The sequence below is a fragment of the Leeuwenhoekiella sp. NPDC079379 genome (genome assembly GCF_044542075.1).
In the GTDB taxonomy this organism is placed as follows: Bacteria; Bacteroidota; Bacteroidia; order Flavobacteriales; family Flavobacteriaceae; genus Leeuwenhoekiella.
This window is the reverse complement of sequence record NZ_JBITTU010000002.1, coordinates 81113-93963: the sequence shown is the minus strand read 5'-3', so window position 1 is coordinate 93963 and position 12851 is coordinate 81113. Positions and strand designations below refer to the sequence as shown.

Genomic DNA, 12851 nt, shown 5'->3' with positions numbered 1-12851 from the left:
TTTAATTTTCAGGCTGAATACCTTCTGAAGTCATTATAATACGCTTAATCGTTCCATCTATATTATAGTATAAACGATCTACACAAACCGAGCGGTGAAAGCTACTTCCATGTGTAGGGATGCTCCCGTTGTGATACACAAAATACCAGTCATCTTTAAACTCAATAATAGATTGATGATTAGTATTGCTATTACCCGCAACCTCATTAATAATCCCTTTAAATTCCCAGGGTCCTGTAAGTGACTTACTCATAGCATAAGCTATCTTCTCTGGGAAATCGTAAGCATATGATAAATAATACCATTCCCCACGCTTGTGTATAAACGGCGCTTCGGTAAATTTTGGAAGGTCAATTGTGTGAATAGGACCATCCATCTCAATCATGTTATCTTTTAGTTTTACATATTTACAAACTTGATTTCCCCAGTATAAGTAAGGCGTACCATCATCATCTATATAAATTGTAGGATCTATATCATCCCAACTAATTTTTGTTTGGGTTGTCATATCGTTTGTAATAAGTGCTTTACCTAAAGCATCTTTAAAAGGTCCTAGCGGAGAATCTGCAACAGCTATACCTATCGCTTTACCGGGATTAGAATCATCGTGCTGTACGGTAACATACCAATAAAACTTACCCGCTTTCTCGATTACCTGTGCAGCCCAGGCATCGCCTCGAGCCCATTTAAAATCTATAGGCTTTAAGGGTACAGGATGCTCTTGCCAATTGACCATATCATCAGAAGAATAGACAAGCCACTCATTCATAATATAGCGTTCTTCATTATCTGGAGCTTGATCGTGACCGGCATAGATGTATACCTTATTATCGTAAATTAGTGCTGCAGGATCTGCTGTATATTTATCTTTTATTATGGGATTGTTATACGACTTCTCTAGAATTTCGTAGAGTAAATTTCCGCGCTCTAGATTAACTTCTTGTGCTATTGCATTAAAAGAAACTAATGCCACTGCCGTTACCAAGGTGTATAATGCTCTACTCATAATTAGTTACCTTCAAGAACAACAACTGAAAATGCTGGTATTTTTATCTCTAATACCCCCTTTTTAAACTTAAAATCTTTAAAACTTTTAGGTTGAATTTTATCCGGGTTTTCAAATGAGTTATGATCTTGTAGTTTATCTGAAATTAAAATGGTAGCCGTAAAATCTTTAATATTCATTTTACCTAAGTCTACAGTAACCGTATTTTCTTTTTTAGCATCAATATTGACCAAAGAAATATGGGTTTTACCTGCGGCATCTTTTGAAGCTGAAGCAGAAATTGCAGGAAGTTTATCGCCGTCTAAAACATAATCTGGTGTATCAATCTCTAAAGGTATTAATTGTGCATCGTGATGTACGGTATACATCTTTAGAATGTGATACGTAGGAGTAAGGATCATTTGCTCTCCTTTTGTAAGGGCTACCGCTTGCAAAACATTTACCGTCTGTGCTAGGTTTGCCATTTTTACCCGGTCACTGTGATTATTAAAAATATTGAGCACAGTACCTGCAATCATAGCATCCCGCATAGTATTTTGCTGATATAAAAATCCGGGATTTGTACCTTCCTGCACTTCATACCACCCGCCCCACTCATCAACAATTAAATCAACTTCGTGCTTAGGATCATATTTATCCATAATGGCAACGTGCTTATTAATCAACTCATCCATAAACAAAGAAGACTTCATTGTCAAGAAGTATTGATTTTCAGTAAAGTCTACATCAGATCCTTTCTTATTCCAATCGATAACAGAGTAGTGGTGCAGAGCGACCCCATCTAGCAATGCTTTAGGTATATTTTTCATTAGGGTTTCTGTCCAATTGTAGTCATCACCATTAGCACCTGAGGCTATACGGTATAATCCATCCTCATTATCCCACGTACCCATAAATGTTGCGTATTGTCTGTATAGATTAGCATAATATGCAGGATCCATATTACCGCCACAACCCCAGGCTTCATTACCTACACCCCAATATTTTACGCCCCAGGACTTTTCGCGTCCATTCTCTTTACGCAAGTCTGCCATAGGACTTTTGCCGTCATGATTTACATATTGAACCCAATCTGCAAGCTCTTTTACCGTACCACTTGCCAGATTACCGGCGAGATAAGGCTCGGTTCCCAATGCTTCACAAAGGTTTAAAAAGTTATGTGTACCGAAACTGTTATCTTCAGTTACCCCACCCCACCAGGTATTTACGATTGCGGGTCTGTCTTCTTGTGCTCCTATGCCGTCCATCCAGTGGTAAGTGTCGGCAAAGCAGCCACCGGGCCAGCGCAGGTTAGGGATTTTAATGGCTTTTAATGCTTCAATTAAATCATTTCTTACACCATCTGTATTAGGAATCGAGCTCTCTTTACCCACATAAAAACCATCATATATAGAACGTCCTAGATGTTCTGCAAAGTGACCATAAATATGTCTGCTAATTACAGGAGCGTCTTTAGTAGGTTGTAGCCGGATTTTTGCCTGCGCATCCTGAGCTTCGATAGACTGTATAAAAAGTAACATTACAAATAGACTTCCTAAAAAATAGATTTTCTTCATAGCAGATTAGTTTTATTTTACCCTTAAACTATTAAGTGTTTTTAATACATTTACAATATACTTAAAGTTATGGTTTAGAATTGTAGATTTTAAAAAAAATAGCTTCGCTTATGTATTATTAATGAGTAATTGCATTTAGAGATTTATATTTATTATTGTATATCTAACGATTACTATACTTTTGTTATATAAAACCAATTATCAAACATTTTCCTCAAAAAATAAAGTATGCTAAATAGTTACAATACTGACGACAAAATACTTCTTGCAGTAGACTGTATCATATTTGGATTTGATCAAGAGCAATTAAAAATTCTTCTTATCAAGCGAAACTTTGAACCGGAAATGGGAAAATGGTCCTTAATAGGTGGGTTTTTAAAAAAATCAGAAACGCTTGACGATGCTGCTAATCGTATCTTATTTGCTCTAACTGGGATAAGCAATATTTATATGGAGCAGCTGTACACCTTTAGCGAAATAGATCGTGATCCTCAAGAGCGTACTTTATCTTCTGCATATTACGCACTAATTAATATTGAAGATAGTGACGAAGATTCTAGCGCTATGTATACCGCAAAATGGTTTAATATTAATGAAGCACCCCGTTTAATCTTTGATCACCAGTTAATGGTTGATCGCGCTATTAAAAGACTTCGCAGACGGGCTAGTAGTAAACCTATAGGTTTTGAACTACTTCCTGAAAAGTTTACTATGCTTCAACTACAACAACTGTATGAAGCTATTTTGAACCAAAAACTAGACAAACGTAACTTCATTAATAAAATTAACAGTCTTGACATTTTAGTAAAATTAGAAGAGAAAGATATGACCTCTTCTAGAAAAGGTTCTTTTCTATATCAATTTGATAAAGAAAAATATGATCAAAACGTTGAAGAAGGATTCATTTTCAAAATTTAAAGATAGTTGCCTATACCCTTTAAAATAGCGTACTTTCTTTAACTGAATTTATAGTGCAATACTCTTTTATACACTTATTTTCTAGGTGCTTTATTAAACGATAATTCTTAAGAGAATGCTAAAGTCTTGTCTTTGTTTAATAAAAGTACATTTCTTTTAAACAAAACTGTAAATTTGTTGAGCCCCAATAGGCTCTTATATCTATGAATGCAGTTAAAACATCGTTTAGCATAAAAGACTTAGAAAGTCTGTGTGGTATAAAAGCACATACTATACGCATATGGGAACGTAGATATAACCTCCTAGAACCAGATCGTTCTGCAACGAACATTCGTCATTATACTTTACAAGATTTGCAAAAATTGCTTAACGTCGTTTTTTTATTAGAACACGACTATAAGATTTCAAAAATTGCAGAAAATTCAACTTCTGAGATTGGTTCTATAGTGGCTGCAATTGTTGAAAATAGTGATCTAGGTTCTAATAGTAATGCCCGCAACTCTCTTAAGATTGCGATGATGAATTTTGATCAAAAATTATTTACTAAAACTTATAAAGGTCTTCTAGAACAGTATAGTTTTAGAGAAATTTTCTTTCAGATTTTTATACCTTTTTTAGAAGAAATAGGACTTTTATGGCAAGCAGGAGTTGTAAATCCTGCCCACGAGCATTTTATAAGTAGTTTAATTAAACAGAAAATTTTACTCTTAATAGAACATCACGATGTAAGTGAGACTACAACAGCCGACAGAACATTCATTTTATTTCTCCCTGAGAATGAGATTCATGATCTTGGTTTAATGTATTTAAATTATGAGATTGTTTCCCACGGTTATAAAAGCATCTATCTGGGACAAAGTATACCTACAGAAAGTTTGAAATATTTAGCAAATAATCAAACCAACGCAAATTTTGTTTCGTATCTAACAGTAAAACCTAGTGATATTAGTGTTACTCAATTTGCCCACGATTTTAATAGCGATATAGAAAATAACGAGGTTCCGTTATTTCTTTTAGGTAGATTGGTTCAAAATGAAGAAACCAATGATTTACCATCTAACGTACAATTAATTAAATCTGTTGAAGCTTTTAGAGCGCTTCTTTAAATTATTACTATGCCCAAAAAAATTGTCATTTTAGGTTCAGGATTTTCTTCACTTGCGGCCGCCTGCTATTTAGCAAAAGAAGGTCACGAAGTTGACCTATATGAAAAGAATAGTTCTTTAGGCGGCAGGGCTCGTCAGCTTAAAAGAGATGGTTTTACTTTTGATATGGGACCATCATGGTATTGGATGCCAGACGTATTTGACCGTTTTTTTGCAGACTTCGGAAAGAAAACAGCTGACTACTATACATTAGAAAAATTAGGACCTGCGTATAGCGTATATTTTGGTAAAGGTGATTACATAACCATTGAAGATACACTTGAAAAAATAAAGAAAACTTTTGAAGAATTAGAACCCGGTAGTGCTGCAAAACTTCAGGAGTTTATAGATGATGCAGGTAAAAATTATGACATCGCTATTAAAGATGTTGTTTACAGACCAGGTATTTCACCATTTGAGTTAGTAACACCTGCTACTATTAAAAAAATAGGATCATTTTTTAGTACCATAAGTAAAGAAGTTCGTAAATCATTTAAAAATAAACGCCTTGTAGAAATTTTAGAATTTCCGGTATTATTTTTAGGAGCTAAAGCTACTAACACACCGGCGTTTTACAGTTTTATGAATTATGCAGATTTCGGCATAGGTACTTTTCATCCTAAAAACGGAATGTTTTCTGTGGTTACTGCAATGATTAATCTCGCCAAAGAACTTGGGGTAAACTTCAATACAGATAGCGAGGTAAGCCGCATAAGAACAGAAGGCACACAAGCTACAGGAATAGTTGTTAATGGTAAAAATATTGAAGCTGACATTGTTTTGAGCGGTGCAGATTATCATCATACAGAGACATTACTTCCTAAAAATTTAAGACAGTATTCTGAAGACTATTGGGAAAGTAAAGTTTTTGCTCCTTCTTCCTTACTTTTTTATGTAGGTTTTGATAAAAAGATTGAAAACGTTAATCATCATACTTTGTTTTTTGATGTGGATTTTGAAAAACATGCGAGAGATATCTACGATGTTCCTGAATGGCCAGACGATCCATTATTTTACGCTAATTTTCCTTCTATAACAGATAGTAGTATGGCTCCTAGAGGAAAAGAAGCAGGCTTCTTTTTAATACCACTCGCTCCTGGCTTACACGATACGCCAGAGTTGAGAACATTATATTTTGATAAAATTATAGACCGCTTAGAAGATTTGACTAATCAAGAGGTTAAAAAAAATATTATATTTAAAGAATCCTTCTGTGTAAATGACTTCGTTGAAGAATATCACTCATACAAAGGGAATGCTTATGGTATGGCAAATACCTTATTACAAACAGCATTTTTAAGACCTAAGTTAAAGAGTAAGAAAGTTACTAACCTATACTTTACAGGTCAACTTACCGTACCAGGACCGGGCGTACCACCTTCATTGATATCAGGTAAGTTAGTCGCAGGATTGATTACAAAAAAAGAATAAGAAAAGAATGAAAGAGATTTTTGACCATGTTTCATTAGCCTGTTCGCAAACAGTTACAAAAATGTATAGTACGTCGTTTTCTACGGCTACCAGAATGCTTGCGCCCAGTATTAGAAAAGACATTCATAACATTTATGGCTTTGTACGTTTTGCCGACGAGATTGTAGACTCCTTTCACGATTATGACAAACAAACCTTATTTACAAGGTTTGAAAATGATCTGGAATATGCTCTTAAAGATAAAATAAGCCTAAATCCTATTTTAAATTCTTTTCAGAAAACATTTCATCAATATAAGATTGAAAAACATCTCATAGACTCTTTTATGAGTAGTATGCGACTAGACCTAAGTAAGAGTAAATACCTCACAGAAGAAGAGTACAAAAATTATATATATGGTTCTGCAGATGTTGTGGGGCTTATGTGTCTTACCGTTTTTGTTCAGGGAGATCGCAAAAAATATGATGAGTTAAAAGAATCTGCAATGAGTTTAGGTTCTGCGTTTCAAAAAGTAAATTTTCTCAGAGATTTAAAAGCAGATCACGAAGAATTAAGCCGTACTTATTTTCCAAACACTAATCTTAATGAGCTTGACGAAGTTTCAAAACAGCAAATTATTGCAGATATTGAAGCAGATTTTGCAAAAGGATTATCGGGAATTTGTAAACTCCCTGTAGAGGCAAAATTTGGTGTTTATACAGCTTATCGATACTACAGAAAACTGTTGAGTAAATTAAAAGATACACCATCACTAGAAATAAAAAATGCACGCATACGTGTGCCTAACTACGTTAAAGCTTCTCTATTAGCGCGTAGTTATGTAAAATATAGATTAAACCTTATTTAAAATGCAAGCACTTCTTTGGATATTAGTTTTTATGCTAACCTTCGGAATTATGGAATTTATGGCCTGGGCAACACACAAATATGTGATGCACGGCTTTTTATGGTCATTACATAGAGATCACCATCATAAAGATCACGGCTCCTGGTGGGAGCGCAACGACTTTTTCTTCATATTCTATGCTCTCGTGAGTATAGGTTGTTTTTTACTTTGGCAATATGAAAATGTATGGATAGGACTTCCTATAGGTTTAGGAATTTTTGCATACGGTTTTGCCTACTTTATGATTCACGATATATTTATTCACCAGCGGTTTAAACTCTTTCGCAATGCCAATAATTGGTATGCAAAAGGAATACGTAGAGCACATAAAATACATCACAAACACCTGGGTAAAGGAGATGGTGAATGTTTTGGAATGCTTGTACCACCACTAAAATATTTTAAAAAATAAATGAGTTTCTTAACCGCTTCTTGGAAAAAACTGTGCTTTGCCAACTATGCGGTAGATCCTAAAATCTTAGAACCCTATTTACCACCTCATACAGAACTTGATTTTTATGAGGAGAAATGTTATGTAAGTCTGGTAGGCTTTCTTTTTGATGATGTTAAATTAAAAGGAATTACAATACCCTTTCACAAACGTTTTGAGGAGGTAAATTTGCGATTCTATGTAAAATACTTTGATGGAAAAATCTGGAAAAGAGGTACTGTTTTTATTTCTGAAATAGTTAATAAGCCTGCAATTGCCTGGGTTGCCAATACACTCTATAACGAAAAATATAGTGTTTATAAAATGCACTACAAGCACGATTTAACAAACGACGAAAATTTCTTTAGCTACGGCGTTTGTTATGAAAATAATTGGCAGCTTCTTCAGGTAGCTACTTCACCTAAACCAAAAACTTACACATCCGGAGGGATCACAGGTTTTATTACAGAGCATTTTTGGGGTTATAGTAAAAAAAATGACAGTCAGACCTGGGAGTATGAAGTTACACACCCACTTTGGAAATCGTATTATGTGTTAGACTATGAAGTCCTTTTTGACTTTGGCGCAATTTACGGGAATCAATTTGACGATTTATCGCATCGAGATCCCGACTCTATACAGTGCATGGATGGTTCTGCCATAACAATTGAGGGTAAGAAACTTCTTAAAGGGTAATTACTGCAAATCTGAAATCTAAGGGATCTAAAGCCTCAAACAACTTTGGAATTAAGGCTTCACCATATTCTAAATAAAACTCAGAAAAATTCATTACGCGCTCCTGTAAATTCTCAGCCGGGAATAACTCGTTCTGAATAGCAGTAAAACGCTGTATATGATCTCCTAGCTTTTTCTTTTGAGCAGTTAATAATCGTTTTTCTAAATGATCTAGACCTTTTAATTGTTTTACTTCCTGTGCTTTTACTGCTCCTAAAAATGATGCATCTGTTTGCTTAGCAATAGTATATAACTCTTCAAATTGCTTGACCAAATGCTCTTTTTGCTTAGAAAAATCTACATCTATGTTTGATATTTTTCTTATTTTTCTATTTACAAGATCATTTTGTTTCAAGAAAACGTCTTCTATAGTTAAATCAAGTTTAGCTAATTTTTGATGTTGCTTTTCGGTAATTAGCAAAGCTGAGTTACGAAGCATTAAAATAGGAAATTCAACACCTACTTTTTCAAAAAACGACTTTAACTCTAGCCAATATGCGATCTCTCCGCCTCCACCTATATATGCTAAATTAGGTAGAATAACCTCTTGATATAAAGGTCGCATAATCACATTAGGACTAAAGTTTTGCGGTGATTCTTCAAGTTTTTGCAATAACTCTTCTCTAGAGAAAGACAGTTCTGTATTATTTACAAAAAAACTTCCATCTTTCTCGATTATACGCTCTCTAGAGTTTTTAGATAAGTAAAACAAATTAATTTCCCGAGCATTAACCTGTACAGGATATCCTTTATTTTCTAGCGAATCAGCTTGTTTTGTGACGAACTCAAATGCGTGCTGCTCGAGTAACTCCTGTTTAATAAAAGGTGCAAAAACACGCTTTAACCCGCTATCATTACCATCTACTATAACCAAACCATAAGCACCAAAAAGGCTGTGTGCTAAATAGCGAGTAGCATCAGCTAGATTTTTGTATTTGATGTAAGCCTCCTCAAATAAATCACAAAGTTCTTTTGCAATTTTGGTAGTGCCAAATTCTGCACATATTAGCTCTAAAATTGTCTCAAGACCTTCAGTATTAAAAAAACCTACTGCTCCTTTATCATTATTCTGTGTGTCTTCACGATTCCATTGAATTTTCTTTCCGTGCAATCTAAAATAATTGATCTCATCAAAATCGTGATCTTCAGTCGCCATCCAATAAACCGGAACAAAATCTGATGTAGGATATTGCTCTTTTAATTTCCGCGAAAGCGAAATCGTACTTATAATTTTATATAAAAAATAAAGTGGTCCGGTAAATAGATTAAGTTGGTGCCCCGTAGTTACTGTGTAAGTTTGCTCTTGACCCAGTAAATCTAATGCGCCATTCACAGATTCTGTAAGGTCTAAATGCGCATATTGTTGCTTTAAAGAGGAAACAAGAACAGCCCTATTTGTTGTTGAAAACTGCTTGTTTTTGAGTTGTTTTTCAAAATTTTCCAATGTAGGAAAATTTGAATAGAAGTCACTTACAGCCTCATGCTCATCGAGATAATCACAAATAAGTTTTGAAAAATAACCAGTTTCTTTATAGGGAAGGTAATGAGTAGACATTGAGTTTTATTTACGGAGCAAATTTAACGGTATCGATGGGTTTAGCCCGCTAAAGTTACGTTAATTAGAAGATATGACTTAATATCTATTTTAGTAGATTTACGAATCAATAATGCTACGATCTTATGAGAATTAAATCACTTATTCTTTCCTTTTTAATTACCTCTATCTGTTTTTCTCAAACTATTAAATCTCCTGAAGAATTTCTTGGTTATAAAATAGGTACTCAATTTTCGAGACACGCAGATGTAGTAGCTTATTTTAATTATGTCGCTTCAAATTCAGACTGGGTAACCTTTAAAGAATATGGTAAAACAAATGAGCGCAGGCCACTTACCTATGCCGTAGTTACGTCACCAGAAAATCAAGCTAATATTGAAACCATACGTACAAACCAGCTTAAAAATGCTGGTATTCAAGAAGGCACTGCAAAAGCTGATAAAGCTATAGTTTGGCTGAGTTATAATGTACACGGTAATGAAGCAAGTAGTACAGAAGCATCTATGCTTACGCTATATGAATTAATTACTGCAAAGAAAGAGTGGCTCGCAAATACGGTAGTAATAATAGACCCATGTATTAATCCAGATGGAAGAGATCGTTATGCTAATTGGTATAATAAAGTAAAAGCTACACCTTACGATACAAACCCCGATGCTGCAGAACACAAAGAGCCATGGCCGGGCGGAAGAGCAAATCATTATCTTTTTGATTTAAATCGTGATTGGGCTTGGGCTACACAGGTTGAAACCCGCCAGCGATTAAAAGTATACAACAGCTGGATGCCTCATATACATGTAGATTTTCACGAGCAAGGTATAAATGAACCCTATTATTTTGCACCAGCGGCAGAGCCTTTTCACGATATTATCACCCCATTTCAAAGAGACTTTCAAACCCAAATAGGTGCAAATCACGCCGACTATTTTGATCAAAATGGCTGGTTGTTCTTTACCCGTGAACGTTTTGATTTATTATACCCCAGCTATGGAGACACCTACCCTACTTATAACGGTTCTATAGGTATGACTTACGAGCAAGCCGGAGGTGGAGCTGCAGGACTAGGTATACTAAAGGCTGATGGTTCTATTCTTACTTTAGTAGATCGCGTAGCTCACCATTTTACAACAGGAATTTCTACAGTAGAAATGGCTTCTACAAATGCTGAAAAATTAAATTTGGAGTTTGCTAAATACTTTAGCAATTCTAATGTAGCTTATAAAAGCTTTACCGTGACAGGTGAAGAAGATCATTTAAAAGCGCTGGCAGATTTATTAGATATTCACACGATTAAATACAATTATACAGGTGAAGGTAAATCTGCCGGTTACAATTATACCTCCGGAAAACAAGAAACTCTAAATTACAAACGTGCTATACAAATAACTACAGATCAGCCTAAAGGAAAACTGGTTCACGTTCTTTTTGAGCCCGAAGCTGCGCTATCAACCCCATTAACTTATGATATTACTGCATGGAGTTTGCCCTATGCTTACGGTCTGAATGCAGTAGGCAGCACAAAATCTGCAGCTAGTAGTTCTGTGAATTCTACTACAACTGTAAAAAATGTAGCAGTAAAAAATGCTGCCGGTTATCTTACAAAATGGAATAGTATGGCTGATGCAAAATTTTTAAGTGCATTAATACAGGCATCTATCAAAGTGCGCTATTCTGAAAAAGCCTTTACAAATGAATCTGTAAATTATCCTGCGGGAACTCTACTTATCACCAGAAGTGATAACAGAGATCTAACTGATTTTGACAACACACTTATCGAAATTGCAAATAAATACAATCGTGTTTTAAAACCTGCAACTACAAGTTTTGCCTCTGCCGGGCCCGATTTTGGTTCGCCAGATGTTAAACTAATAAACAACGTAAAAGTGGCTGTTTTAACGGGAGAACAAACATCTTCATTAAGTTATGGTGCTACCTGCCAGTTTTTTGAACAACAATTGCAGTATCCTGTAACCTCAATAGATGTGGCAGATATAGACCGTATAAATTGGTCAGACTATGATGTTTTGGTGATGCCTAACGGGCGCTATAAAATTTCTGAATCATCGCTAATAAATTTAAAAAATTGGATTCGTAAAGGGGGAAACCTCATTGCTATAGATGGTGCGTTAAAAACATTTGTAGGTGAAGAAGGTTTTGGTCTCAAAGAATCTGAAGCAGACACTAAAAAAGAAACCGACTCATTAGCTGCAAAACTCATACCCTATGCAAATCGTGAAATGGAAAGTTCAAAAAATTTAATTAGTGGTAGTATTTTTAAAACTAGTGTAGACCAGACCCATCCGCTGGCATTTGGCTATGGTGACTCCTATTATAGTTTAAAAATTGGTGACGATGCTTACACACTGCTTGATAGCGGATTTAACGTGGCCTATTTAGGTGACGACCCAGTGAACACATCTGGCTTTGCAGGTAAAAATGCGCTTAGCAAATTAAAAAACAGCTTAATTTTTGGAGTTCAGCCTATAGGTCGTGGTACAATAACTTATATGGTAGATGACCCACTATTTAGAGCTTTCTGGGAAAATGGAAAACTATTTTTTGTAAATGCCCTATTCATTAATAACCCTAATAATTACCGTAACTAATTTGATACTTTCAACCTTAGAACTTAAAATACTGGAGAGTTTAATTCTTCTGGCTGTACTTTTACTATTAAGATACGCCGTTTCTAAACTCGTTGTGAGGCGTTATCTACGTGCTAATTTTGATATTACTCGTAAGCAAATAACTATTAAACTACTAAACACCCTGTTTTTTGTAGTTCTTGGATTTTGTCTTGCCGTAATCTGGGGGCTATCGGGAGCAGATGTAATAGCCGGTATTGGTTCTGTAGTTACAATTTTAGGGGTTGCATTTTTTGCACAATGGTCGCTGTTGAGCAATATCACATCGGGATTAATTTTATTTTTTAACCACCCGCTAAAAATTGGTGATTATGTTGAGATTGTAGATAAAGATTTCCCCATGTCTGGGCGTGTAGAAAATATAACCTTATTCTTTTTACATCTGCGGAATAAAGACAATCATGTTTATACGCTTGCAAATACCATAGTTGCACAAAAAACAATGCGCATCATGAAGCCCGAAGAATACTTTGAGGAAATGGAGCAACTTGAAGATGAAAGAGAAAATAAAAACAGACCCGGAGAAGAATCTGCTATAGACTGA

The 12851-nt window shown here is 35.1% G+C and carries 11 protein-coding genes; 8 read left to right on the top strand and 3 right to left on the bottom strand.

What is annotated here, in order from left to right; translation table 11 throughout:
* Position 1: 1 nt before the first annotated feature.
* Both ACIGAM_RS03910 and ACIGAM_RS03905 read right to left on the bottom strand, forming a co-directional pair.
* Entirely contained in the window at positions 2-1006 is a 1005-nt protein-coding gene (locus ACIGAM_RS03910; RefSeq protein WP_396510161.1) for a glycoside hydrolase family 43 protein, read from the bottom strand.
* A 2-nt stretch (positions 1007-1008) separates the two neighbouring features.
* Complete coding sequence (locus tag ACIGAM_RS03905) at positions 1009-2562, bottom strand: alpha-N-arabinofuranosidase (protein ID WP_396510160.1); 1554 nt, start codon at positions 2560-2562, stop codon at positions 1009-1011.
* A 228-nt stretch (positions 2563-2790) separates the two neighbouring features.
* On the opposite strand from ACIGAM_RS03905, the gene ACIGAM_RS03900 reads away from it, so the two are divergent.
* The 6 genes from ACIGAM_RS03900 to ACIGAM_RS03875 all read left to right on the top strand — a co-directional run bounded on the left by ACIGAM_RS03900 (position 2791) and on the right by ACIGAM_RS03875 (position 8068).
* Positions 2791-3480 (top strand): NUDIX hydrolase, encoded by a 690-nt coding sequence (locus ACIGAM_RS03900; protein ID WP_396510159.1) that lies wholly within the window; start codon positions 2791-2793, stop codon positions 3478-3480.
* Positions 3481-3683: 203 nt separating this feature from the next.
* Positions 3684-4586: a MerR family transcriptional regulator gene (locus ACIGAM_RS03895; protein WP_396510158.1), complete on the top strand. Its 903-nt coding sequence runs from the start codon at positions 3684-3686 to the stop codon at positions 4584-4586.
* 9 nt (positions 4587-4595) lie between these two features.
* Positions 4596-6056, top strand: a complete 1461-nt coding sequence (locus ACIGAM_RS03890; protein WP_396510157.1) for a phytoene desaturase family protein — start codon at positions 4596-4598, stop codon at positions 6054-6056.
* Positions 6057-6063: 7 nt separating this feature from the next.
* On the top strand, positions 6064-6903 hold the full coding sequence (locus ACIGAM_RS03885) for a phytoene/squalene synthase family protein (RefSeq protein WP_396510156.1): 840 nt from the start codon (positions 6064-6066) through the stop codon (positions 6901-6903).
* A 1-nt stretch (position 6904) separates the two neighbouring features.
* A complete protein-coding gene (locus ACIGAM_RS03880) occupies positions 6905-7354 on the top strand; it encodes a beta-carotene hydroxylase (RefSeq protein WP_396510155.1) in 450 nt (149 codons plus the stop codon).
* Positions 7355-8068, top strand: a complete 714-nt coding sequence (locus ACIGAM_RS03875; RefSeq protein ID WP_396510154.1) for a YqjF family protein — start codon at positions 7355-7357, stop codon at positions 8066-8068.
* Here ACIGAM_RS03875 and bshC read toward each other — a convergent pair.
* Positions 8058-9662, bottom strand: coding sequence for a bacillithiol biosynthesis cysteine-adding enzyme BshC (gene bshC / locus ACIGAM_RS03870; RefSeq protein ID WP_396510153.1), 1605 nt, complete (start codon positions 9660-9662; stop codon positions 8058-8060). The genes ACIGAM_RS03875 and bshC overlap by 11 nt on opposite strands.
* A 125-nt stretch (positions 9663-9787) precedes the next feature.
* Between bshC and ACIGAM_RS03865 the strand changes: the two genes are divergently transcribed.
* Together ACIGAM_RS03865 and ACIGAM_RS03860 are read left to right on the top strand one after the other, a co-directional pair.
* The gene (locus tag ACIGAM_RS03865; RefSeq protein ID WP_396510152.1) at positions 9788-12268 is read left to right on the top strand and encodes a M14 family metallopeptidase; all 2481 of its coding nucleotides are present in this window, start codon (positions 9788-9790) and stop codon (positions 12266-12268) included.
* Positions 12228-12851, top strand: coding sequence for a mechanosensitive ion channel domain-containing protein (locus ACIGAM_RS03860; RefSeq protein WP_396510151.1), 624 nt, complete (start codon positions 12228-12230; stop codon positions 12849-12851). The genes ACIGAM_RS03865 and ACIGAM_RS03860 overlap by 41 nt, the downstream gene beginning before the upstream one ends.